16 protein-coding genes are annotated in these 23871 nt (G+C 74.2%); 9 read left to right on the forward strand and 7 right to left on the reverse strand.

Going from position 1 to position 23871, the window contains the following annotated elements:
• The first annotated feature begins 113 nt into the window (after nucleotides 1–113).
• The 4 genes from lanKC to ACIA8F_RS12155 all read left to right on the forward strand — a co-directional run bounded on the left by lanKC (nucleotide 114) and on the right by ACIA8F_RS12155 (nucleotide 6673).
• Nucleotides 114–2810 carry a class III lanthionine synthetase LanKC gene (gene lanKC, locus ACIA8F_RS12140; RefSeq protein WP_399378196.1) on the forward strand — a complete coding sequence of 899 codons (2697 nt, stop codon included), beginning with the start codon at nucleotides 114–116 and terminating at the stop codon, nucleotides 2808–2810.
• Nucleotides 2807–2947, forward strand: a complete 141-nt coding sequence (locus tag ACIA8F_RS12145) for a SapB/AmfS family lanthipeptide (RefSeq protein WP_399378197.1) — start codon at nucleotides 2807–2809, stop codon at nucleotides 2945–2947. Before lanKC ends, ACIA8F_RS12145 begins: the two co-directional genes overlap by 4 nt.
• 67 nt (nucleotides 2948–3014) lie before the next feature.
• Nucleotides 3015–4835 carry an ATP-binding cassette domain-containing protein gene (locus ACIA8F_RS12150; protein ID WP_399378198.1) on the forward strand — a complete coding sequence of 607 codons (1821 nt, stop codon included), beginning with the start codon at nucleotides 3015–3017 and terminating at the stop codon, nucleotides 4833–4835.
• On the forward strand, nucleotides 4832–6673 hold the full coding sequence (locus tag ACIA8F_RS12155) for an ATP-binding cassette domain-containing protein (RefSeq protein WP_399378199.1): 1842 nt from the start codon (nucleotides 4832–4834) through the stop codon (nucleotides 6671–6673). Before ACIA8F_RS12150 ends, ACIA8F_RS12155 begins: the two co-directional genes overlap by 4 nt.
• A gap of 38 nt (nucleotides 6674–6711) precedes the next feature.
• On the opposite strand, the gene ACIA8F_RS12160 is transcribed toward ACIA8F_RS12155, so the two are convergent.
• The 3 genes from ACIA8F_RS12160 to ACIA8F_RS12170 all read right to left on the reverse strand — a co-directional run bounded on the left by ACIA8F_RS12160 (nucleotide 6712) and on the right by ACIA8F_RS12170 (nucleotide 9155).
• Complete coding sequence (locus tag ACIA8F_RS12160; protein WP_399378200.1) at nucleotides 6712–7320, reverse strand: LuxR C-terminal-related transcriptional regulator; 609 nt, start codon at nucleotides 7318–7320, stop codon at nucleotides 6712–6714.
• Nucleotides 7321–7530: 210 nt separating this feature from the next.
• On the reverse strand, nucleotides 7531–8199 hold the full coding sequence (locus tag ACIA8F_RS12165) for a response regulator (RefSeq protein WP_399378201.1): 669 nt from the start codon (nucleotides 8197–8199) through the stop codon (nucleotides 7531–7533).
• Nucleotides 8196–9155, reverse strand: a complete 960-nt coding sequence (locus ACIA8F_RS12170; protein ID WP_399378202.1) for a HAMP domain-containing sensor histidine kinase — start codon at nucleotides 9153–9155, stop codon at nucleotides 8196–8198. Before ACIA8F_RS12170 ends, ACIA8F_RS12165 begins: the two co-directional genes overlap by 4 nt.
• A gap of 289 nt (nucleotides 9156–9444) precedes the next feature.
• Here ACIA8F_RS12170 and ACIA8F_RS12175 point away from each other — a divergent pair, with 289 nt between their 5' ends.
• Together ACIA8F_RS12175 and ACIA8F_RS12180 are read left to right on the forward strand one after the other, a co-directional pair.
• Nucleotides 9445–9915 (forward strand): cation:proton antiporter regulatory subunit, encoded by a 471-nt coding sequence (locus ACIA8F_RS12175; protein ID WP_399378203.1) that lies wholly within the window; start codon nucleotides 9445–9447, stop codon nucleotides 9913–9915.
• A gap of 5 nt (nucleotides 9916–9920) precedes the next feature.
• Entirely contained in the window at nucleotides 9921–11189 is a 1269-nt protein-coding gene (locus tag ACIA8F_RS12180; RefSeq protein WP_399378292.1) for a cation:proton antiporter, read from the forward strand.
• A gap of 30 nt (nucleotides 11190–11219) precedes the next feature.
• Here the strand turns inward: ACIA8F_RS12180 and ACIA8F_RS12185 are convergent, their stop codons facing one another.
• Nucleotides 11220–12032, reverse strand: coding sequence for a hypothetical protein (locus ACIA8F_RS12185; protein WP_399378204.1), 813 nt, complete (start codon nucleotides 12030–12032; stop codon nucleotides 11220–11222).
• 252 nt (nucleotides 12033–12284) lie between these two features.
• Here ACIA8F_RS12185 and ACIA8F_RS12190 point away from each other — a divergent pair, with 252 nt between their 5' ends.
• The 3 genes from ACIA8F_RS12190 (at nucleotide 12285) to ACIA8F_RS12200 (ending at nucleotide 17706) form a co-directional block, all read left to right on the forward strand.
• Nucleotides 12285–13376 (forward strand): PP2C family protein-serine/threonine phosphatase, encoded by a 1092-nt coding sequence (locus ACIA8F_RS12190; RefSeq protein ID WP_399378205.1) that lies wholly within the window; start codon nucleotides 12285–12287, stop codon nucleotides 13374–13376.
• Between the two features lie 108 nt (nucleotides 13377–13484).
• Nucleotides 13485–14927 (forward strand): serine hydrolase domain-containing protein, encoded by a 1443-nt coding sequence (locus ACIA8F_RS12195; protein WP_399378206.1) that lies wholly within the window; start codon nucleotides 13485–13487, stop codon nucleotides 14925–14927.
• A gap of 124 nt (nucleotides 14928–15051) precedes the next feature.
• A complete protein-coding gene (locus ACIA8F_RS12200) occupies nucleotides 15052–17706 on the forward strand; it encodes a SpoIIE family protein phosphatase (protein WP_399378293.1) in 2655 nt (884 codons plus the stop codon).
• Here ACIA8F_RS12200 and ACIA8F_RS12205 read toward each other — a convergent pair.
• The 3 genes from ACIA8F_RS12205 to ACIA8F_RS12215 form a co-directional block, all read right to left on the reverse strand.
• Nucleotides 17703–21653, reverse strand: coding sequence for an AAA domain-containing protein (locus ACIA8F_RS12205; protein WP_399378207.1), 3951 nt, complete (start codon nucleotides 21651–21653; stop codon nucleotides 17703–17705). The genes ACIA8F_RS12200 and ACIA8F_RS12205 overlap by 4 nt on opposite strands.
• 110 nt (nucleotides 21654–21763) lie before the next feature.
• Nucleotides 21764–22474, reverse strand: a complete 711-nt coding sequence (locus ACIA8F_RS12210; protein WP_399378208.1) for a 4'-phosphopantetheinyl transferase family protein — start codon at nucleotides 22472–22474, stop codon at nucleotides 21764–21766.
• 11 nt (nucleotides 22475–22485) lie between these two features.
• Complete coding sequence (locus tag ACIA8F_RS12215; protein ID WP_399378209.1) at nucleotides 22486–23760, reverse strand: MFS transporter; 1275 nt, start codon at nucleotides 23758–23760, stop codon at nucleotides 22486–22488.
• Between the last annotated feature and the right edge of the window lie 111 nt (nucleotides 23761–23871).

Consider the following 23871-nt stretch of genomic DNA (forward strand, 5'->3'; position numbering starts at 1 on the left):
CTCCCGCGCCATGTGACTCGTGAGTACTGCACATCCGCCGGTGACAGCGATGACTGTCGGCGCCCCCGCCGGACATGACACGGTCGGTTCAGCAACCGACCGAGGGAGCAGGTGTGAACAAGGGGTACGCCGCCTTCTGCGACGCAGACCGCTGGTTCTACGACGCGCCGTACCGGCGCGCCGGCGAGAGCTACCGGGCCGCCCTCGCCCCCGTCCCGCCGGGATGGCGCTCCCACCGGAGCGGCGACTGGCTGGCGTTCCGCCCCGTCGACGCCGAACTGCCCTCCCAGGGCTGGAAGATCCACGTCTCGGCCACCCTCGGCAACGCCGAGTCGCTCCTGGAGACGGTGTATGCCTACTGCACCGCCCGGCACATCGCCTTCAAGTTCGTCCCCAGCCCGTACCTGCTGCACCTGCGCAACGCCAAGTACGCCGACCGTGCGGCGAGCGGGAAGTTCATCACCGTGTACCCGGCCGACCAGGAACAGTGCCGCCGGATCGCACAGGACCTCGACGCCGCCCTCGACGGCGCGGCCGGCCCGTACATCCTGAGCGACCTGCGCTGGGGCGCCGGACCGGTCCACCTCCGCTACGGCAGCTTCACGCTGCGGCACTGCTACGACGAGCATGGCGAGCTGGTCCCGGCGATCGAGACCCCCGACGGGCGGCTCGTCCCGGACGTCCGGGGCCCGGCCTTCCAGCCGCCCGAGTGGCTCGAACTCCCCGACTTCCTGGAGCCGCACCTCGCGGCACGCTCCGCGACCACCCTGACCGGGATCCCGTTCACGGTGGAGCGGGCGCTCCACTTCTCCAACGGCGGCGGAGTCTATGTCGGCAAGGACACCCGGACCGGCGAGTCCGTGGTCCTCAAGGAGGCCCGGCCCCACGCGGGCCTCGCCGCCGACGGGGCCGACGCCGTGACCCGACTGCACCGCGAACAGGCCGCGCTGGAGCGGCTGTCGGGCCTGGACTGCGTCCCCGCCGTCCGTGGCACCTTCACCCTCGGCGACCACCACTTCCTGGTGCTGGAACACCTCGCGGGCCATCCGCTCAACACCTACTTCGCCCGCCGCCACCCGCTGATCGAGGCCGACCCCGGCGCCGCCGAGCTCGCCGCCTACACCGAGTGGGCCCTCGCGATCCACCGGCGCGTGACGGAGGCCGTCGACGCCGTGCACGCCCGCGGCGTGGTCTTCAACGACCTCCACCTCTTCAACATCATGGTCGCGGAGGACGAGAACGGCGAACCCGCCGTCTCGCTCCTGGACTTCGAAGCCGCCGCGCACATCGACGAGGGGCTGCGCCAGACCGTGGCGAACCCCGCCTTCGTCGCCCCGGCCGAACGGCGCGGATTCTCCGTCGACCGCTACGCCCTCGCCTGCCTGCGGCTCGCCCTGTTCCTCCCGCTGACCAGCCTCCTCGTGCTCGACCGGGCCAAGGCCGCCCACCTGGCCGATGTCATCGCCGAACAGTTCCCCGTGCCACGGCAGTTCCTCGACGAGGCCGTCGAGGAGATCCTGGCCGGAGCCCCGCAGGCCGAACCGCACGGAGCCCCGCAGGCCGAACCGCACGCCGCACCGGCCGGACGTCTCCCCGCGCCGCGCGGACCGTACCCGACCGAGCCGCCGCGGCCGTACCTGCCTGTCGAGCCGGGCCAATGGCCCGCCGCCCGTACGTCGATGGCCGCGGCGGTGCGTGCCAGCGCCACCCCCGGCCGCGAGGACCGCCTCGTCCCCGGTGACATCGCGCAGTTCGCGGCCGCCGGCGGAGGCATAGGCTTCGGCAACGGCATCGCGGGAGTCCTCCACGCCCTCGCCGAGACCGGGGCCGAGCCCTGGCCCGAGGCCGAGGAATGGCTGCTCGACCGGACCGCGAAGACCGCGTCGGGCACTCCGCTCGGCTTCTACGACGGCCTCGCCGGCACCGCCTGGACCCTGCACCGGCTCGGACACCCGGGCCGCGCCCTCGACCTCGTCGGCCAACTGCTGTGCCAGCCCTGGCAGAGCGCGGGACCCGACCTGCACGGCGGACTCGCCGGCATCGGCCTGGCCCTGGACGCGCTCGCCACCGCCACCGGCGAGGGAGACCTGCACACCGCCGCCCTGCGCTGCGCCGAGCTGCTCGCCCGGCCCGAGCACCGCCCCACCCGCGCGGGCCTGCTGTACGGCAACTCCGGCCCCGCTCTGCTCCTCATACGGCTGTACGAGCGCACCGGGGACAAGGAGCTGCTGCTCCAGGCCTCCCAGGCGCTCCACCGCGACCTCGACCGCTGCGTCACCAGCGCCTTCGGCACCCTCCAGGTGAACGAGGGCTGGCGCACGATGCCGTACCTCGGCGAAGGCAGCGTGGGCATCGGCATGGTGCTCGACGACTGGCTGGAACACGGCCCGGACGAGCGCTTCGAGCAGGCCCGGCCGGAGATCGTACGGGCCGCCCAGGCGACCTTCTACGCCCAGCCCGGGCTGATGCGCGGCGCCGCCGGAATGATCCTCCACCTGGCCAGGACCACCACCCCGGGACCCGGTACCGACCGCGCGGCCATCGCCCGTCAGATCGAGGCACTGGCCCGGCACGCGGTCCCGTACCAGGGCCACCTGGCCTTCCCCGGCGAGCAGATGATGCGCCTGTCCATGGACCTCTCCACGGGCACGGCCGGCGCACTCCTCGCCCTCGGCAGCGCCGCGCCCGGCGGGCGCGCCCACCTGCCGTTCCTCCCGCCGCTGCGCGCACGCGCGGCGGCCCCAGAGCCGGCCCCGTCCGGGGCCGTGACCCATCGCACCACTCGACCGAAGAAGAGGAATCTGACATGACGCTTCTTGACCTGCAGTCGATGGAGACCCCCAAGGAAGAGATCACGGAGCTGCACGGCGGTGGCGGTGGCGGCGGCAGCCGGGCCAGCCTCCTGCTCTGCGGTGACAGCAGCCTGAGCATCACGACCTGTAACTGATCAGGTCACTTCGGGCCCGGGCGGTTCACCGCCCGGGCCCGCACCACATCCCTGGAGGCATCCGCCGATGAAAGCCCCCGGCCCGGAGGCCGACACCGCGCAGGCGCAGGCCGTCTCCCGCGCCGCCGACGGGGCGCTCGTGGCGGCGGCCCGGCACAGCGGTGGGCGCACCGCCGCCGTGCTGGTGTGCACCCTGGCCGCCGCCGCGGCGGCGCTCGCCGAGCCGGCGGTCCTCGGCCACACCCTCGACCTGCTCCTCCGCCGGGATCCCGCCGGCCCGGCCTGGACCCTGCTGTGCGCCGCGGTCATCACGGCCGAAGTGGTACTGGACGCCGCAGCGGCCCGGCTGTCCGGAGACGTGGACGGCCGCTCCACCGCCCGGCTGCGCAGGCTCGGGCTCGCCCGGCTGCTGCGGACGGCCCCGCACCACGCGGCCCGCCACGCACCCGGCGAGACCGCCGCACGGCTGACCGCGAGCGCGGCCGAGGCCGGGAAGGTGCCCACCGCCGTCGCCCACGCCGCCGCCGCCCTGCTGCCACCGCTCGGCGCGCTGGCCGCGCTCCTGCTCATCGACCTGTGGACCGCCCTCGCGTTCCTGGCGGGCGTCCCCCTGCTGGTGCTCCTGCTCCGGGCCTTCGCCCGCGACACCCGCACCAGCGTCGCCCGCTACCAACAGGTGCAGCTCGCGACCGCGGGCCGGCTCGTCGAGGCGCTCGCCGGAGCCCGCACGATCGCCGCCGCCGGTACCGCGGACCGCGAACGCGCCCGCATCCTGGCCCAGTTGCCCGAACTCGGCATCGAGGGCCGGCGCATGTGGCAGGTCTACGGCGGCACCACGGCCCGCTCGGCGGCCCTCATGCCGATGCTCCTCTACGCGGTCCTCGCCGTCGGCGGCATCCGCCTGTCGGCCGGAGCCCTGGGCGTCGGCGAGCTCCTCGCCGCGGCGCGGTACGCGGGCCTCGCCGCCGGAGTCGGAGCCGTGACCGGAGGGCTCGCGGCCGTGGTCCGCGGCCGGGCCGGCGCCCGGCGCACCGCCGTGCTCTTCACCCTGCCCGAACTCGCTTACGGCCGGACCGAATTGCCGGACGGCGGACCCGGAACCCTGGAACTGCGCGGGGTCCGGGTCGTGCGCGGCGGAACCACGGTCCTGCACGACATCGACCTCGTCGTCCCCGGCGGAGCCACGGTGGCCGTGGTGGGCCGCTCGGGAGCCGGCAAGACCCTGTTCGCCGCCGTGGCCGGCCGGCTCGCCGACCCCGACGCGGGCCAGGTCCTGCTGGACGGCGTACCCCTGCGGGAGGTGACGGCCGAGGGGCTGCGCCGCGAGGTCGGGTACGCCTTCGACCGGCCGGTGCTGCCCGGTGGCACGGTCGGCGGGGCCATCGGGTTCGGCCCGGGTCCGGAACCCGGCCGCGAAGCGGTCCGCGCCGCGGCCCGCGCGGCGGGCGCCGAGACCTTCGTGACCCATCTGCCCCAGGGGTACGACACGCGACTCACCGACGCCCCGATGTCCGGCGGCGAGGTCCAACGCCTCGGACTGGCACGGGCCTTCTGTCATGCGGGCCGGCTCCTCGTGCTGGACGACGCCACGTCGAGCCTGGACACCGTCACCGCCCGCGAGGTCGAGCGGGCCCTGGCCCACGAGGTGCGGCCGGGCACCCGCATCGTGATCGCGCACCGCCTCTCGTCCGCGGCCCGCGCCGACCTCGTCGTCTGGCTCGATGACGGGAGGGTACGGGCGATGGGCAGCCACGAGGAGCTGTGGAGGCAGGACCCCGCCTACCGTGCGGTGTTCGCCGAAGGGGCGGCGGAAGCCGAAGAACGGCAAGCACCCCCGGAAGCCGGCGAGCGGCAGGCGCCCCCGGAGAAGGAAGGGGCGGCGCGATGACCGAGGGCGAGACCTGGCGGCGGGTGGCCCCCGAGGGCCGCCGCTTCCTGCGGGGCCGCAAGGGCACCGCGGGCCGACTGGCGGCGTGGTCGCTCCTGGAGTCCGTGCACACCTTCCTCGGCGGCTACGGAGTGGCCCGCGCCCTCGACGACGGCTTCCTCGCCGGCCACGTCGCCGTCGGCCTCGCCTGGCTGGCCGCCGCCGGAGCCGGAGCGCTGCTCGGCGGGTTCGCGCTGCGCGGAGTCTTCGCCGAACTGGCCGAACTCGTCGAGCCGTTGCGGGACGGCCTGGTCAGGCGGGCGGTGCGGCAGGCGCTCGACCGCGCCGTGGGCGACCCGGCGCGGGCACCCGACACCGGATCCGTGTCCCGGTTGACCCAGCAGACCGAGATGGCCCGGGACTCCTTCGCCGGACTGGTCCTCACCGCACGCTCCTTCGTGTTCACCGCCGTCGGCGCCTTCGCGGGCATGGCGGCCCTGGCCCCCGTCCTGCTGCTGATCGTGGTGCCCCCGCTGCTGCTGGGGGCGGTCGCCTTCATCGCCACGCTCCGCCCCATGGCCTCCGTACAACGCCGGTCACTGGACACCGACGAGGCGCTGTCGGACCGGGTGGGGGCGGTGGCCGAAGGGCTGCGCGACATCGTCGCCTGCGGCGGGCAGACGGCGGCCGAAGCCGGGGTGGAGCCCCTCATCACGGCCCAGGAACGGCTGGCGCGCCGCCTCGCGCACTGGTCGGCCCTGCGCACGCTGGCCCTGGGTGCGGCGGGCCGGCTGCCCGTGGTCGCCCTGCTCTTCGCGACGCCCTGGCTCCTCGCGCGCGGGATCACCGCCGGCACGCTGGCCGGAGCCCTGACCTACCTGGTGCAGGCCCTGCTGCCCGCCCTCAACACGCTCATGGCGGCCCTGGGTACGGCGGGCACCCGCCTGCTGGTGGTCCTCGAACGCTTCTGCGATCCGCTGCCGGTGCCTGTGCCGGCGTCTGCACCGGCACCGACCGACGTCGACACCGGATCGGCCCCACCGTCGGCCGAGTACGGCGCCGGCACGGCCCCGCCACGGGAACTCGGGTACACCGCCCCGCGGGACACCGCCGTATCCGCGTCCGCGGCCGAACTCCGCGGCGTCACCTTCGCCTACGGGCCGGGCGCCGCCCCCGTGCTCGACTCCCTCGACCTGGTGGTGCACCCGGGCGAGCACCTCGCCGTCGTCGGCCCGAGCGGCATCGGGAAGTCCACGCTCACCGCCCTGCTCGCCGGGATGCTGCCGCCCGGGGCGGGCACGGTCCTCGTCGCGGGCGAGCCCGCCCGCCGGGGGCCGGGAGCCGGGGGACCGGACCCGCGGCGCACCCTGCTGCCGCAGCAGGCGTACGTGTTCACCGGCACCGTGCGCGAGAACCTCACCCACCTCGCCGGATCCCCGGACGGCCGACCGCCCGGGGACGCAGAGGTACGCGTCGCCGTCGCCCGCCTGGGGCTTGACGTACTGGTGGATCGGCTGGGCGGCCTGGACGGCGAGGTGTCCCCCCGGCTGCTGTCGCGCGGCGAGAGCCAGCACCTGGCGCTCGCCGCCGCCTACCTCTCACCGGCGCCCCTGCTCCTCCTCGACGAGGCTACCTGCCACCTGGACCCGGGTACGGAGGCGCGCGCCGAACGGGTCCTCGCGGACCGCCCCGGCACCCTCGTCGTCGTGGCCCACCGCATCTCCTCCGCGGTCCGCGCCGACCGGGTCCTGGTCCTCGACGGAACGCGCGCCGTCTGCGGCACGCACGCGGAACTCCCCTCGCGATCCCCGCTGTACCGCGATCTGGTGGGGATGTGGGGCCGTGCGGCGGAGGTGTGACCGGGCCGCGCTCCCCGCCGCGGCCGCCGGGGGCCGGGTCAGACCCAGCCCTCCCGCCGGGATATCCGGATCGCGTCGATGAGGTTGCGCGCGCCCGTCTTGCGGGTCGCCGCGGCCATGTAGTTGCGCACCGTGCCCGTGGCCAGGTGCAGCGTGCCGGCTATCTCGGCTATGGAATCGCCTTCCGCGGCCCGCGCCAGCACGCTGAGTTCCCGCAGGCTCAGCGGCGCGGGATCGGCCTCCATGAAGGCGGAGGCCAGCGAGGCGTCGATGAACTTCTCTCCCGCGGCGACCTGCAGCACGGCCCTGACCAGGCGCCCGGGCGAACCGCCCTTGTCGACGTATCCGCGGGCACCGGCCTGGAAGGCCCGTTGCAACGCGCCGGGCGTCCCCGCCGAGGCGAGCATCAGCACCCGGGAGGGGGAGGTGAGGACCTGGTGGCCGGCGTTCCCGCCGGAGGCCAGTGCGGTCGCGGTACCCGGACAGTCGACGTCGATGACGGTCACGTCTGGTCGTAAGGACTCGGCGCGGCGTACGGCGGTCCTCCACCCCGCGGACGTGACGTCGAAGGGGCCTTCGGATCTCAGCAGGGCGGCGAGTGCGGACCTGACCAGGCTGACGCTGTGCAGGACGAGGACCGTCGTCATCGTGTGCTCTCCTCGGTAGACGAACCAACGACACCACGCGGGTGCCCCTCTACGGGGACGATGGAACGTCACTGCGGGGGCGCGCAGGGGCGTACGGAGAACCTTGGCCGAGATGCCCATGGAACAGCGCTTCCGTTCGGCGGGTTATCCCCTTGAATATGGCGAATATGGGCAGAGCCCTCCGGCGGGCGGCCCCCGGCGCGTACTTTTTTACGGCTCGATCAGGCCCACTCGAATGGCGTAGCGGGTCAGCTCCAGACGGTCCCGCATCCCCAGCTTCTGGAGCAGGTTCGCCCGGTGCCGCTCCACCGTCTTCGCGCTGATCACCAGCAACTCCCCGATCTCCTTGGAGGAGTGGCCCTCGGCCACGAGCTTGAGGATCTCCTCCTCCCGCTCGGTGATCGCCCGGGCCGGCAGCGGATCCTGCCTGCGGGCCCGGTCCAGATAATTGCGGATCAAGGTGGTCTCGGCGCCCGGGTAGATGAACGGCTCGTCCCGGATCGCCGCACGGCAGGCCTCGACGAGGTCCCGGTCGGCGACGGACTTGGGCACGTAACCGGCGGCTCCGGCCTTCAGGGCCTCGAAGAAGTACTGCTCGTTGTCGTACATCGTCAGGATGAGGATGCGCAGCTCCGGCCGCAGCCGGGAGAGTTCCCGGGCGGCCTGGAGGCCGGTCATGCGGGGCATCGAGACGTCCAGCACGGCGAGGTCGACGTCCTGGGTACGGGCCAGGGCGACGGCCTCGGCTCCGTCCCCGGCCTCCGCGACCACCGTCAAGTCCGGTTCGGCGTCGAGGATGAGCCGTACGCCCCGGCGGACGAGGGCGTGGTCGTCGGCGAGCAGGACGCGGGTCGGGGCGGCCGGTTCCGGCGGGGTCATCGCGGGCCCTCCCCGGTCCTGCTCGTGGGGACGTCCAGCAGCACCTCGGTTCCGCCGTGCGGGCCGGCTCCGAGGGTGAGACCGGCGCCGATCAGCAGGGCGCGTTCGCGCATGCCCTGGATCCCGGCGCCCTCGGCGGCCCGGCCGATGCCCGCGCCGTCGTCCCGTACGAGGAGCCGCACGGCTCCCGCGGGACCGTCGCAGAGATGTATCCCGACCTCGTGCGCGTCCGCGTGGCGGGCCGCGTTCGTCAGGGCCTCCTGGGCGACCCGGTAGACGACGAGCTCGGTGGCCTCGTCCAGCGCGGGCAGCCCCGGCGCGATGACGTGCCGCACGCGGAGCGACGAGGTGGTGAACTCCGTCGTGAGCGCCCGCAGTGCGCTGTGCAGGCCCAGTTCCTCCAGCACGCCCGGGCGCAGGCGCCGGGCGATGCGCCGGATCTCGTCCAGGCCGGTACGGGTGGCCTCCTGCGCCTGCCGGAGCTCCTCGCGCAGCGGCTCCGGGCTCCGGTCGGCGGTGTGCTTGAGCTGGAGCAGGACGGCCGTGAGGGTCTGACCCACCTCGTCGTGGAGTTCCCGGGCGATGCGGCGGCGTTCGGCCTCCTGCGCCGAGAGGGCCCGGGAGCTGCTGGTCGCGCGCTCGGCCTCCAGCCGGGCCAGCATCGCGTTGAACGACGTGGTCAGCTCGGCCACTTCGCCGGGACCCTCCACGCGGGTCCGGCTGCCGGGGCGGAGCAGGTCGACCGCGGTCATGGCCCGGGTCAGCCGGTCGAGGGGCGCCAGGCCGACCCGTAGCAGGGCGGCGTTCGCGACGAGCATGGCCGCCAGCCCCCCGAGCACCACCACGGCCTCGCCGAACAGGACGGGGGTGGAGACGGTGACCGGGCCGAGGAGCAGCAGTACGGCCGCGACGAGAACGGCGGCGTTCAGCACGAAGATCCGCCAGTACAGCGACACGTCCGCTTCCCCTCCCGTTGTCCACCCGCCCGATCGGGGCGCTCACCTCCACCGTCCCCGACCGTACCCACCCGCACCCGCGGTGACCTGCGACGGGGCCGGTGACCCCTGCAGCCTGCTGTGTTGTCGGGGCGCTGTCCATCCGTGCCGGCACCCATATTCCGGCGGCCCGGAAAATGGCACCATGGGGCCGCCGGCCGGCCGTCTCCTGCCCGAGAACCGGCCACACCGCCGACGGCATCACGTACGGAAACGAACACGAGGGGGGACAGCTGTGCCTGCTCCGCGGATGAGCACCACACCACTGCCCGGCATCGGGGTCCAGTACGACCTCACCACCCGCGAGCGCCGCCACCTGTCCGTGGTCGCGCACCGCGACGGCACCCGGACCGTGAACCTCTACCGGGCCGACGACCCCGACGCCTGCGCCCACTCGCTGCACCTGACCGGACCGGAAGCGGCTTCCCTGATCGACGCGCTGATGCCCGCTCACCACAGCCCGAATGTGCTGCACACCACCGACCTGGGCCTGGTGGCCGAGCGGATCGAACTGTCCGCCCACTCCCACTGGAACGGCCGGGTGCTGGGCGAGACCCGGATGCGGACCGAGACGGGCGTCTCGATCGTGGCCGTACTGCGCCGCGCGGAGGCCCGCCCCTCGCCCGCCCCGGACTTCCGCCTCGCGGGCGGGGACACCCTCATCGTGATCGGCACCCGCGAGGGCGTCGACGCGGCCGCCGCGATACTCGGCCGGGAGTGATGCCCGTGCACTCCGCCGTGTTCCTCATCGAGTTCGGCGCGATCATCCTCGGCCTGGGCCTGCTGGGCCGGGTCGCCGGACGCCTGAAGTTCTCCCCCATCCCCCTCTACCTCCTGGCCGGCCTGGCCTTCGGCACCGGCGGACTGCTCCCGATGGGAGCCAGCGAGGAGTTCGTCGCTATCGGCGCCGAGATCGGCGTGATCCTCCTCCTGCTCATGCTCGGCCTGGAGTACACCGCTTCGGATCTGGTCTCCAACCTGAAGACCCAGTACCCGGCCGGCCTCGTCGACTTCGCCCTCAACGCGGTCCCCGGCGCGGTCGCCGCGCTCCTCATGGGCTGGGGCCCCGTCGCCGCCGTCGTCCTGGCCGGAGTCACCTGGATCTCCTCCTCTGGAGTCATCGCCAAGGTCATGGGAGACCTCGGCCGGGTCGGCAACCGGGAGACGCCGGTCATCCTGTCGATCCTGGTCCTCGAAGACCTCGCGATGGCGGTCTACCTGCCGATCATCACCGCCCTGCTCGCGGGCGTGAGCCTCGCCGCGGGCAGCGCGACCCTTGCCATCGCCCTGGGCGTCGCCGGTGCGGTCCTGTTCGTCGCGGTCCGCTACGGACGCCACATCTCCCGCTTCGTCTCCAGCGACGACCCCGAGAAGCTCCTCCTCGTGGTCCTCGGCCTGACCCTGCTCGTCGCGGGCATCGCCCAGCAGCTCCAGGTCTCCGCCGCGGTGGGCGCGTTCCTCGTCGGCATCGCCCTGTCCGGCGAGGTCGCCGAAGGCACCCACACCCTGCTCAGCCCGCTCCGGGACCTCTTCGCCGCCGTCTTCTTCGTCTTCTTCGGCCTGCACACCGATCCGGCCAGCATCCCGCCGGTGCTGCTGCCCGCGCTGGCGCTGGCACTGGTCACCGCCGGTACGAAGATCACGACCGGGTACTGGGCGGCGAAGCGGGCCGGGATCGGGGTCAAGGGGCGCTGGCGGGCCGGGGGGACGCTCGTGGCCCGCGGGGAGTTCTCCATCGTCATCGCCGGGCTCGCCGTCACCGCCGGGATCGAGCCCGCGATGGGCCCGCTCGCCACCGCCTACGTCCTGATCCTCGTGGTGATCGGCCCGCTGACCGCCCGCTACACCGAGCCGGTGGCCGTCTGGGCCGCAAGCAGGCGCACCCTGCCGGGGGAGGGGGCCCTGGGCTCGGTACCGTCCCGGCCGGGATCCCCGGAGTCCCCGGAGTCCCCGGGATCCCCGGAATCCCCGGAGGACCTGGTCTCCTCGAAGTGAGCCGAGTGAGCCCTGCCGGGGCCCCGACGGCTACTGGAGCCGGGATACGTCGACCGAGTCGGCGGCCGCGGGGGGTTTGGCCGCGACGGGCTCGTCGAAGGCGGAGAAGGTTGCCTCGATCCGCTTGCCGGGCGTTTCGGTGCCCTGGATCCGCAGCAGGTACGGCTCGCCCTCGGTCGAGACCTGGTAGGTACCTTGCTGGTCCTCGTGCCGGCTCGTGACCGTGATGGCCGGACGGCCGTCGACGTCGGTCCGCGCACCCTTGGTCAGCTGTGCGTCCGCCGGTTTCGAGGAGAACTCCTTCTTGAAGAAGTCCAGATCGCAGACCTCGGCGAAGTCCCGCAACAGGGAACTGTCCGTAGTGCCGTGCAGGTAACGGCCGTTGACGAGTGCGATGGCACCCTCGCCCGCGAAGCCCGGTACCTGTGCCCGCAGAAGGGCATCGTCGAGCTTCATCCACACGTCGTCGCCGCGTTTGATGATGTCCGCCTCGCCCTCACCGCCGGGGGGAGTGACGGTGCCGACGCAGTCGCCCTGCTCGTCGAATCGGAGGTCCAGAGCGGTGGTGCCCGCCTTGTCGGTCACCTCGGCCACCATGCGCATGGACGTGACGCCGGACATGGCATCGCGGGAGGCATCGGCGATGGCCCGGGGGCTCTTGTCGGCGACGCCGTTGTTATCGGCCGCGGCGGTTCCCGCACCCACGAGGATCAAGGAGCACACGGCTCCGGCGGCCACGCAGCGGGCCGCAGCCGCCCGGGGTACGGCGGACCGGCGGGGTACGGCCGGCCGGGAGCGGGGTAGTGCGACCGGCCGGGATACGACGGACCGGGGTACGGACATCCGGCCTCACCTCCCTCGGGCCGCCTCCGGACGGCATCCGCGTTCGCCGTGGCCTGCGGTACGGCCCGCACCTGATCAGCGTAGGTTCGCGCCGCGGCGGCCGCAGTCCGGGCGCCCACCCCGCCCGGGAGCCCCGGGCCGCGGCTGGTCACGGGGCTCCGGGAGGCCCCGGCAGCTCCGGCGGGGCAGTCTGTTCCCATGAGGTCACAGCCTCGACCGCCCGGTCGGCCGGGCGCGCACGGTCACGGTGAGGTGCGGTTCGTACTGGCCCGGTGCGCGCCCTTCGCGATCGCGCTGGGCGTGCTGGGGATCGAGCTCTCGCCCGCACACGACCTGGTCACCGGGCCCGTCCTCAGCACGACGCCGGCGCTGGCCGCGCTGACGATGGGCCCGGCCGGCACACTGGCCGCGGCGGCCGTGGCCGTGGCCGTGAACGTGACCTCCGCGACCTACAACCAGTCGTGGGGGACCCAGACCCAGCTGATCATCGGCAATTTCCTGGGCCTGATCGTGGTGACCGTGGCCAGCGTCATCCTGAGCAATGCGGTGCGCACCCGCCGGCAGAACGAGCTCGACCAGGTCCGCCGGATCGCGGTGGCCGCTCAGGAGGTCGTGCTACGGCCCGTCCCCGAGCTGCTGGGGCCGCTGCGGGCGGCCAGTCTGTCCCTCGCGGCGGGGAGCGGAGCGCTGGTGGGCGGCGACCTGTACGAGGCGGTGCGGACGCGCTACGGCGTCCGCCTGATCGTGGGCGACGTCCGGGGAAAGGGGCTGTCGGCCATCCGCGCGGTGGCGGTGGCACTGGGCGCGTTCAGGGAGGCCGTCCACTACGAGGAGGAGGTGCAGGAGGTCATGAACCACTGCGCGGCCGCGCTGCGGCGGGAAGCCGCCGTGCGCGGCACGTACTCCCAGGCGGAACCTCCCGAAGTCCTCCTGGAGGGATTCACGACCGCGCTCATCGCCCAGGTGCCGGACGAGCCGGTGGTGCACCTGGTCAACCGCGGCCATCCGCCCCCGCTGGTGCTGCACGAGGGGAGGGTGCGGGCCCTGATGCCCGCCTCGCCCATGCCGCCGCTCGGGCTCGAAGACCTCGTCGACGGGCCTCCCGCCATGCCCGAGAGCCATCCCTTCCTGCCCGGCGACCGGCTGCTGCTCTACACCGACGGCGTCATCGAAGCCCGCAACCGTGCCGACGAGTTCCTCCCCCTGCCGGAGATCATGGAGGAGATATCCGCCGGTACCTCCCCGCGGGAGTTCCTCGACGCGGTGCACCGGGCGCTCGTGCGCCACACCGGGGGCCGCCTGACGGACGACGTGGCGATGATCCTCATCGACCGGCTCGGGTGAGGCGGGCTCCGGCACGCCCCCGCGCGGCCCTTCCCTTGTCTGCCGGGCCTGCGTAGCTTCGGCGCAGCCGGGCGGCACTGCCCGGCGGTGCCGACACGGGGGACAGCGATGAGAGGCATACGCAGCACACGCAGCACACGCGTCACACGCGCCACAGGCAGGACACGCACCGCACGCACCGCACGCACCACGCGCACCACACGGGCCCGCCTCGCGCTGGCCGCCGCGACCTTCCTGGTCGCGGCCATGGGACTGCCGTCCACGCCGGCCGCCGCGCACGACAGCCACGAACCGCTGCTCGCCGCCCTGCGCGCCGAGGCGGGGACCGCCGTCGGCGGCGACGGGATCCCCGGGGTGATCGCCCGTACCTACAAGGACGGCGTCTCCTGGACCGGTACCGGAGCCACGGACGCGGGCACGCCGGTACGCAACCCGGACAGCCCCTTCCGGGCCGCCTCGATCACCAAGACCTTCACCGCGACGACCGTGCTCCAGCTCGTCGACGAGGGCCGGGTCGGCCTCGACGACGACGTGTTCGGCCTGCTGGGCCCGGTCCTGAAGACCAACCCCGTCGCGGGCTGCAACCCGAGCACCGGGCAGTGCTTCAACCCGCCGCCCGGCAGCCCGCCCATCACCGTGCGGAACCTGCTCCAGCACTCCAGCGGCGTGTTCAACTACCTCGGCGACCTGGGCGTGCTGGCGAGCGCCGGCAGCAGCTTCCCCAACCTGCCCGACTACTCCGCCCAGCAGCTCGTCGACGAAGGCGCCTCCCACGGACCGCAGTTCGCGCCGGGCACCGGCATGCACTACAGCAACACCAACTACGTCCTGCTCGGCATGGTCATCGAGCGGGTGACCGGACACCCGTGGGCCGAGGAGATCACGCGCCGGATCATCCAGCCGCTCGGCCTCACGCACACCGTGCTCCCCGGATCCACGGCCACCCTGCCGACACCGCACGACCAGTTCTTCACGAACTACCTCCGTCCGCGCGGCCTGTTCGGCCACCTTTCCCGTCCGGCCGCCGACTGGAACCCGTCCATCGGCGGCGCGGCCGGAGCCGTTGTGTCCACCAGCGGCGACCTGATGACCTTCATCCGCGCCCTGCTCGGCGGCGGGCTCCTGCCCCCGGCCCAGCTCGCCCGGATGATGACCGACCTGAACCCCACCGGCAGCGGAGCGCCCGGTACCCAACTCCCCGGCATCCCCTGCGATCCGGCCCGCGCCTGGCCCGAGTGCATCGTGAACCCGGCGATCAGCACGATCAGTTCCGGTGACAAGGCCACGCCCGGATACTGGTACGCGAGCAGGCCCTGGAAGGCCGTCCAGGCCGACTACGGGCTCGGCCTCACCCGGCGCACGATCACCTGTGCGGACGCCTCCACCGTCACCCTCTACGGGCACAACGGCGGCGGATTCGGATCGCTGAGCTACCTCTACTCCACGGCGGACGGCAGCCACGCCATCGTGCTCAACATGAACGGCGACTGGCCGCTCTGGGAGCTGTACAGCCTGAACGGCATGCTGGCCGCCGAATTCTGCACCGGCTGACAGCCGGATCGCAGCACGTGACCGCCGGGTGCCGTGAAGTGATGTCGCGCGCCCGGGGGCCACGGAGGCCGAGAGGTGCTACAACTGGGTGCGTGACCCTCCTTCCTTGCCATCCGTGCCGGGCGTGTCGGTGCGGTCACTCCTAGGCAACAGACTCCGCAGCGTCGCCGGCCAGGTGTTCGTCCTCCAGGTGGCGATCGTGGTGTTGCTCGCGGCCGGCGCCCTGCTGTCCCTGCTGCTCCAGTCGCGGCACGACAGCGACCGGGAGGCGCGCAACCGGTCGGTCTCCGTCGCGGAGACCTTCGCCCACTCCCTGGGCCTGCAGGACGCGCTGAAGACGTCCGACCCGTCGGCAATCCTGCAGCCCCTGGCCGAGACCACGCGCAAGGCCGCCGGAGTGGACTTCATCGTGGTGATGGACACCCACGGCATCCGCTACAGCCATCCCCAGCCGGACCGCATCGGAAAAAGGTTCGTCGGCACGATCGAGCCCTCGCTCGCCGGCCGGGTCCACACCGAGAGCGTGCAGGGGCCGCTCGGCAAGGAGATCCAGGCGGTCGTGCCGGTCACCGCGCCCGACGGCCGGGTCGTCGGCCTGGTCTCGGCGGGCCTGACGGTGAAGAACGTGTCCGGCGTCGTCGACCGCCAGCTCCCGGTCATCCTCCTGGCCATAGCGACCGGCCTGGCCCTGGCCACCTGCGGCACGGCCCTGATCAGCCGGCGCCTGCGCCGCCAGACCCACGGGCTCGGCACGCAGGAGATGACCCGCATGTACGAGCACCACGACGCGGTGCTCCACGCCGTCCGCGAAGGAGTGCTGATCACGGACGGCGACGGGCGGCTACGGCTGGCCAACGACGAGGCCAGACGGCTGCTCGGCCTGCCGGAGGACGCCGAGGGACGCAGCGTCGGGGACGTGCCCGGCCTGGACCGCCGGATGGCGGACCTGCTGCTGTCGGGCCGCGTGGCCACCGACGAGGTGATCGAATCGGGCGACCGGCTGCTCGTGGTCAACCAGCGGCCCACCCACCCCGGGGGCCGCCGCGAGGGCGCCGTCGTCACCATCCGGGACTCCACCGAGATGCAGGTCCTGACGAGCCGGGCGGACACGGCCCGCCGACGGCTCAAGCTGCTCTACGACGCGGGAGGCGATGTCGGAACCAGCCTCGACGTGGTGCGGACGGCCGAGGAGCTCGCCGCCGTCGCCGTGCCCCGGTTCGCGGACTACGTCACGGTCGACCTGGCCGACTCGGTCCTCGACGGCGACGAACCGGCCGCCGGAGCCGACATGCGGCGCACGGCGGTCAGCGGCATCCGCGCCGACCACCCCCTCTACCCGTGCGGCCGGCTGATCGACTTCCTGCCGTCCACCCCGCAGGCGCGCGGCTACGGCACCGGCGAAGCGGAACTGGTGCCCCACCTGGCCGACGCGGCGGGCTGGCACGCCCAGGACCCGCCGCGGGCCCGCGCCATCGTCGACTACGGGATCCACTCGCTCATCGTGGCCCCGCTCAGGGCCCGTGGCGTCGTACTCGGCGTGGTCAACTTCTGGCGGTCGCAGAAACCGGAGCCCTTCGACGAGGACGAGCTGTCCCTGGCCGAGGAACTCGTCGCCCGCGCGGCGGTCAGCATGGACAACGCCCGCCGCTACACCCGTGAACACGCCCTCGCCGAGACCCTCCAGCGCAGCCTCCTGCCGCGCGCCCTGCCCGAGCAGAGCGCCGTGGACGTGGCGCACTTCTACCTGCCCGCCCAGTCCGGAGTGGGCGGCGACTGGTTCGACGTGATCCCGCTGCCGGGCGCCCGGGTCGCGCTCGTCGTCGGAGACGTCGTCGGACACGGACTGCACGCCGCGGCCACCATGGGGCGGCTGCGCACGGCCGTGCACAACTTCTCCACCCTCGACCTGCCGCCCGACGAGATCCTCGCCCGCCTGGACGACCTCGTCCAGCGCATCGACCGCGACGGGGCGGCCGACGACCTGGACGGCGGCGTCCTGGGCGCGACCTGCCTGTACGCCGTCTACGACCCGGTGTCCCAGCTCTGCACGATGGCACGGGCCGGGCACCTGCCGCCCCTCGTGGTGGCTCCCGACGGCACGACGGCCATCGTGGACCTGCCGGCCGGGCCCCCGCTCGGGCTCGGCGGCATCCCCTTCGAGACCGCGGAGCTGCACCTGGCGGAAGGCAGCCAGCTCGTCCTGTACACGGACGGACTGGTCGAGGAGCGGACCCGGGACATCGGCGAGGGGCTGGAGCTGCTCCGCTCGGCGCTGAGCCATCCCGACCGGGATCCGGCGGAGAGCTGCCGGGCCGTACTCGATCTCCTGCTGCCCACCCGTCCGACCGACGACGTGGCGCTGCTCATCGCACGCACGCGGACCCTGGGCCCGGACCGGGTCACCGAATGGGAGGTGCCCTTCGAGCCGAGCGCGGTGGCCGCCGTGCGCAGCCTCGCCGTGAAACAGCTCGACGCATGGGGCCTGTCGGAGCTCGGCTTCGCCACCGAACTGATCCTCAGCGAACTGGTCACCAACGCCCTGCGGCACGGCAGCGCGCCGGTCCGGGTACGGCTCCTGCACGCCCGCACCCTGACCTGCGAGGTGTGGGACGGCAGCAGCACCGCCCCGCACCCGCGGTACGCCGCCGCGACGGACGAGGGAGGGCGCGGCCTGTTCCTGGTGGCGCAGCTCAGCGACCAGTGGGGCACCCGCTACACGCCCGACGGCAAGGTCATCTGGTCGGAACACGCACTCCCGGACGCCCCGGGCCCGGCCTAGGCCGTCCCGGTGTCCTGGGGCCAGAGGGTGCGGTCGCGGAGGTGGTGGAACTCCGTCAACTCGCGGGCGAGGACGTCGAAATGGGGGAGCGGGGCCCACAGGCCGCGCTCGCCGATGACGTAGAGGCGCCGTTTGGTGCGGCTCGCGGCGACGTTGAGCAGGTGCGGGGTGCGGGCCGCCCACGCGCGGGCGCCGGGCCGGCCGCCGCCGAGCACGAGGACGACGACGTCGGCCTCCTTGCCCTGGGCCCGGTGGACGGTGGCGCAGCGCTGCTCGATCAGTTCGGAGGTCCAGCCCTCCCGGCCGCGGCAGACCTTCTGGCACTCGGCGACCAGGGCCCGGAAGGGGGCGATGACGCGCACCCGCTCGACGCCGACGCCGTGGCGGTGCAGGGAGTCCAGGACGAACTCGAAGGCCCGGCGGTCGCGTTCGCCCCACGGGGCGTCGGACGGGCGCCCCGGATCGTCGGTGTTGAGCCAGCGGCTGGGCAGCAGGCCGTCCCGCTCCGCCCCGGGGAACGCCTCGTGCTTGGTGCCGTGGACCATCAGGTTGCCGTACGCGACCTCGTTGCTCACCGTGAACATCGGATCCTCGCAGCGGCGGTGCACGCGCAGCGGCGAGCCCACCCAGACGTGCTCGTCGTCGGTGCCGGGGGCCGGCAGGTAGGTGCCGTAGCGGTTCGTCCGGTCGGCCACGGCCTGGGCCGAGGTGGCCGAGGGCAGCCAGTGCTCGGCGACTCCGTAGGCGCGGAGCAGCCGGAGCTGCAGGGCCGCGGGCATGGTGACGACGGGTTCGAGCTGGAGCGGATCGCCGACCAGAACGGCACGCCGGGCACGCCACAGTGCCCCGGCGGCGGCCTGCGGGGTGGCCTGCCCGGCCTCGTCGACGAGGACCCAGCCGATCGACTCCCGGCCGAGGCGGGCGAACATGCTGCCCACGGAGGAGAACGTGGTGGAGACGACGGGCACCAGGAGGAAGAGGGTCTGCCAGGCACGCTCCACCTCCTCGTCGGGGACGGCCCCGTTGGTACCGGCCATCAGCTCCATCAGGACCTGGAGGTTGCCGCGGACCTTCTTCGCGGCCCCGGCGGCGAAGGCCCGGTGCAGATCGAGGGCGCGCAGGAACAGATCGCTGCGCGCCGTGGACCACGCCTCGTCGGACCAGGGCGAGCCCAGTTCCTGGTCCGCTTCGACCAGGTGCGGCCAGCCGAGCGGGAGGGACGGCAGCGTCCGGGCGGCCTCCCGCAACTCACGGTGGCGGCCGTCGAGTTCGGCCACGGCTCCCCGCAGGTTGCGCCCGGCGGTGTCCGCGTCCTGCCGGGCGCGGCGCAGGGCGGCGCCCGCCGCGGTCTCCCGCGCGCCCGCGGCCCGTTCGCGGTCGAGGGCTGCGTTGAGGACGGCGGTGACCTCCTCGACGACGGCGGCGGACCGGGTGTGCCGGCCGGCGGCCAGGGACTCGGCGCGCACGGCTGCCGCGACCTGTTCCAGGGACTCGTCGAGCGCGGCGCGCTGCCGGACGAGCAGGTGCGTGATCTCGGCCTGGGTGTGCTCCTGGTGCCGTTCGGCGGCCTGCCGGTCGGCGGAGCTCTGCAGCAGGCGGCGCAGGCCGCCGCCCAGGCCCCGTTCGACGGTCGGGGGCGCGTCGTGCCGGGCGATCAGCGCGGTCACGTACTCGCGGTGGTGCGCGGCCAGTTCACGGGCGGCCGACAGGTCGGCGCGGGCGCCGGCCAGCTCCTGCCGGGCCTGCGGTACGCCCTCGCGGGCGGCCCCGCACCTGGCCTCGGCCGCCACCGTGGCCGAACGCGCGGCGGCAGTGGCGGAGGCGGCCCGGTCCAAGGCGGCCGCGGCCGCGGCGACCTGCTGGCCGGCCCGGGACACGGCGGCTTCCAGATCCGCGATCCGCTGCCCGCCCGACGGGGACTCCAGGGCCGCAAGGGCCGCGGCCGGCCGGGCCCGCCCGGCGCGCAGCCGCTCCACCTCGGCCTGGGCGGCGCGGAACGCCGCGACGGCGCCGGTCCACGACGGTACGGGGCGTGCGGGCCCGGCCGCCGGGTCCGCGGGCCGGTCCGCGGGCCGCTCCGCGGGGGCGCCGGGCCGCCGGGACCCGGGCGCGGGCTGGGGCGGGATCCAGTCGCTCAGGACCTCCCGCATGCCGCGCAGCGGTGGCAGGCCGGCGGCGGAGCGGGCCTCGGTCTCCTTCTCGGGCAGCCGTCCCCACCAGAACCGGTCCCCGAACTCCTTGCGGTTGCCCTTGTTGCCGAGCACCGCCGCGACCAGCCCCCAGGCAGGGCCGCTGAGCAGCGCGGAGGCGAGGTCGGAGAAGTGGTCGGGTCCGCCGTGCCAGTGCTCGCCGAGCGCGCCGATGCCGGGCAGTTCGGCGGTGATGTTCTCCACGGCGCCGTTGTTGGAGGAGGCGACCACGATCTCGAAGCCGGTCAGCCGCGGGTCGAGCCGCGACACGAAGCGGGGATGCTGCCCCTGGCGGTCCCGGCCCCGCCACGGCGGACCGGTGAACGCCTGCCCGGGCCGGTCGAAGGCGGCCAGTACCGCCGCCCGCTCGACGACCAGCGCGGCGACCAGGTCGCGCAGCATCGTGGTCTTGCCCGTACCCGGCGGGCCGTTCACGGAGAACATCCCGCCGTCCGTCCCCGCCCGGTCGGCGAGCATGCGGTCGACCGCGAACTGCTGGCTCAGCGCGAGCGGGAACTTCGCCGGCGCGGGCCAGCGGCCGGCCGGAACGAGGGCTGGAGCCACCCCGTCCAGGACGGCCCCGCGCTCCCGGCGCACATCCGTCCGCGCCCCCACGGAGACGGAGCCGGGCTCGGTCAGGTACGCCTCCAGCGCAGGGCCGATGCCCTTGCCGACCGCCGCGGACACCCGGGCCAGATCGGGCGGCAGGAGACTGTTCAGGAACGGGGCCGTGGCGGCGGCCTTCTTGCGCGGGTCCGCCGGCCGGCGGACCAGCCTGCTGCGCACCCGTACCACCTGGGGCCGCAGGTGGTCCCGTACCCCGCACAGGTCGGCGATCTGCGCGGTCAGGGCGACCAGATCGGCGAAACCGAGCGCCCGGGGACCGGCGTCCTCGCCCGCCGCGGACTCCGCCGACGCGGCCGGGCCGTCGCCCGGCGCCTCGGGCACGCCCCCGGCGCCGTCCGGCTGTCCTGCCCCCACCGGCTCCTCGGCGGGGCGGCGGGCCGCGGCCCAGTCCGCGGCGCGGCGCACCAGGGGTTCCGCCGCCCCCTGCAGGGCGACGCCGGCAACCTCGCCGAACAGGGCCCCGACGGCGCCGACGGCGGCTCCGCCCAGGATCTCGGCGAGCAGGCCCTGCCAGCTCCCGCCGCCGGCGCCGGGCCGGGCCCCGTACGCGGTGCCCGCGGCCGGGGCGGCCGGGCCGTAGGGGACGGCGGTGGCCGTGAGCTCGTCGATCGCCGAGCCGAACGCCTCGTCGAGCTCCTCGAAGCCGTCCAGCCACCCTGCCGCGGACGGCCCCGGATCGAACAGGCGGCCCGTGGCCCAGCCGCACGCGGAGATCACGGACGTGTCGTCGAGCGGCCGGCCCTCCTCGTCCAGGACCAGCGCGCACATCGCGCTCTGGCCCGACAGCACCAGCTCGGCCTGCGGTACGCCGGGGTCGGGATCCGTCCCCGCGGGCAGGGCGGCGATCATCGCCTGGCGGAGCAGCTCCAGGTCGAAGACCCCGCAGTAGACATCGTGCCGCCACATCCAGCCCTGCCGGGCCCGCCGGGCCCCCGTCTCGGGATGATCGGCAGCCCACGGCATGAGCGACGGCACCCGGCCCGGCTCCGGGGTGAGGTCGACGACGTACTCGTCCCTCGCTCCGGACCGCGCGCCGGGGCGCCGGCGGGGCAGCGCCGGAATCGTCGGCGGACTGAACAGCTCGATCGCACGCCAGCACTCCAGCACGGCCTCCCGCCGCCGGTCCCGCACGCGTCCGCTCCGCACCCACTGCCCCCGTGTCCCCGCGCGGCCCCCGCCGCTCCCCTGAAGATCAGCTGCACCACCGAATCTACCGGACCGTCAGCAGAACCGGTCCCGGGTCACGGTGTGTGCAGGGCGAGGGCCGCGCAGTGGCCGGCCGGGACCAGGACGTCGGTCAGGGTCCACCCCGGCAGGCGGGCCGGCACGGAACCCGAACCGACGTAGTCTGCGGCCGGGTTCTCCGACAGCCCGACCCCCAGGCCCTTGAGGTAGGCCTCCTTGCGGGTCCAGACCCGGGTGAAGGCCGCCGAGCGCTCCCCGGGGGAGAGGGCCGCCAGTTCGGCGGCCTCCCGCGGGTGGAGCACATCGGCCAGCTCCGGGATGGTGCGCGGCGCCACCAGCTCCTCCACGTCCACCCCGACCGGTGCGGTCGCGAACGCGAGCAGGCTGATGCCGGTGCAGTGCGAGAGCGAGAAGTGCAGTGCCCCGCCCGGGAGTACGGGGCGGCCGTGCGGCTCGTCGCAGTGCGCGCACGGGGCCCGCTCGACCGTGACCTCGCGCGGGACGATGCCCAGGTACGCGCCGAGCAGCCGCCGCAGCGCGACGTGCGCGCAGACGTACGCGTCGCGGTCCGCGGCCTGGACGAACTCGGCCGCGCGGGCCAGTTCCTGGGCGTCCAGGGTGCCGGGGGCGTGCCGGGCGGCGTGCACCCGGTACTCGGTGGTGTCCACGAGCCACAGCTGAGGGCTCGCGGCCACCAGGACGGCCTGCGCCGGACCGGGATCCGACAGCCTTTCCGGGAGCAGGAGTTGCTGCGTGAGCACGGACATGGGGGACCTCCTCAGGCGGCCGCGGGGACGGGGATCTGCTCCACCGGTGCCGGCTCCTCGGCCCGCGCGGGGTGGCGCAGGGCGAGTACCGCCGCCACCGGGGAGACGAAGGCGATCGCGCCGCACAGCAGCCACGTGGTCTGGATGCCGAGGACGAGCGAGAGCGAGCTGAAGACGGCGATGGAGATGGGTGCGGTGCCGATCCCGGCCAGGGCGAGGGTGGACATCGCCGCGCCCATCCGGTCCTCGGGGGCCGACTGCTGGTAGAGGGTGACGATCGCGGGGCCGTTGAGGCCGGACAGCAGTCCCACCCCGGCGGCGACGGCGGTGAGCGAGACGACGGACGGCATCAGGGCCATGACGAGGATCCCGGCGGCGAGGCCGGCACCGGTGACGACGAGGCGCACGAACATCGGGATGCGGTGCGCCATCGCGGCGCCCACCGCGCTGGAGCCGAGGGCGCCCACGCTGAAGGCGGCCAGCACCACGCCCACGGCGCTCACGCCCCAGCCGCGTTCGGAGACCAGCAGGGGCAGCGCCACCTCGGCGGGCCAGCTGAAGGCCAGGTCGAGGCAGAGGGCGGCGACGAACATCCAGCGCAGCCGGGGATGGGCGGCCAGCAGCCGGAAACCGTCGCCGGAGCGCTTGACCAGGGAGACGCCGGGCTCGGGCTTCGGGCGGACGAAGCCGTGGGTGACGTGCAGCAGGCAGCCGAGCCAGATCGCTCCGGTGACGGCGCCGACCAGCATCGCCAGCCACAGCTCCCCGACGGTGATCAGGAACGCCCCGGCCGGTGCGCCGAGGATCGGGGCCACGCGCAGCACCATCGCGTACAGGGAGTTCGCGCGGGCCAGCTGGTCGCCGCGGGCGAACATCGGCAGCAGGACGCCGGACGCCGGTCCGGCGAGGCCCAGGAGGACCCCCTCGACCAGCGCGATCACCACCAGGGGCCACAGCTGGTGCGCGGTGGCGGTGACGGCGGCCCCCGCGGCGAGCAGGACCACGCGGGCGGCCGTGGTGCGCAGCAGGATGAAGCGCGGGCCGAGGGTGTCGGCCACCGCCCCGCCGAAGATCAGCATGAGGGCGCGGGGCACGGTGGCGGCGAGCATCAGCAGGGTGACCGCACGGGTCCCGCCCAGCTCCACGGCGGTCCAGTTCATGGCGATGAGCAGGGCGAAGCTGCCGAGCTGCACGGAGGCCTGGCCGCCGACTAGGGAGCCGACCCGGCCCCATTGGACCGGTTGTGAGGGCGCGGGCTGCGGAGCGTGCTGTGCGGGGGTGTCCATGGTGCACCTGTTCTCTGTGGGGACTGCGGGAGGGGAGGGGTGGTTCATCGCTGTGTGCTGTGCGTGCTGTGCGTGCTGTGCGTGCTGTGTGTGCTGTGTGTGCTGTGCGTT

This window comes from Streptomyces sp. NPDC051563, assembly GCF_044454225.1.
In the GTDB taxonomy this organism is placed as follows: domain Bacteria; phylum Actinomycetota; class Actinomycetes; order Streptomycetales; family Streptomycetaceae; genus Streptomyces.

Bases quoted from the DNA above. Each gene is read 5' to 3' on its own strand.
- ACIA8F_RS12145 (WP_399378197.1), top strand. From the start codon at position 2,807: ATGACGCTTCTTGACCTGCAGTCGATGGAGACCCCCAAGGAAGAGATC.
- ACIA8F_RS12150 (WP_399378198.1), top strand. From the start codon at position 3,015: ATGAAAGCCCCCGGCCCGGAGGCCGACACCGCGCAGGCGCAGGCCGTC.
- ACIA8F_RS12155 (WP_399378199.1), top strand. From the start codon at position 4,832: ATGACCGAGGGCGAGACCTGGCGGCGGGTGGCCCCCGAGGGCCGCCGC.
- ACIA8F_RS12160 (WP_399378200.1), bottom strand. From the start codon at position 7,320: ATGACGACGGTCCTCGTCCTGCACAGCGTCAGCCTGGTCAGGTCCGCA.
- ACIA8F_RS12165 (WP_399378201.1), bottom strand. From the start codon at position 8,199: ATGACCCCGCCGGAACCGGCCGCCCCGACCCGCGTCCTGCTCGCCGAC.
- ACIA8F_RS12175 (WP_399378203.1), top strand. From the start codon at position 9,445: ATGAGCACCACACCACTGCCCGGCATCGGGGTCCAGTACGACCTCACC.
- ACIA8F_RS12185 (WP_399378204.1), bottom strand. From the start codon at position 12,032: ATGTCCGTACCCCGGTCCGTCGTATCCCGGCCGGTCGCACTACCCCGC.
- ACIA8F_RS12195 (WP_399378206.1), top strand. From the start codon at position 13,485: ATGAGAGGCATACGCAGCACACGCAGCACACGCGTCACACGCGCCACA.
- ACIA8F_RS12210 (WP_399378208.1), bottom strand. From the start codon at position 22,474: ATGTCCGTGCTCACGCAGCAACTCCTGCTCCCGGAAAGGCTGTCGGAT.
- ACIA8F_RS12215 (WP_399378209.1), bottom strand. From the start codon at position 23,760: ATGGACACCCCCGCACAGCACGCTCCGCAGCCCGCGCCCTCACAACCG.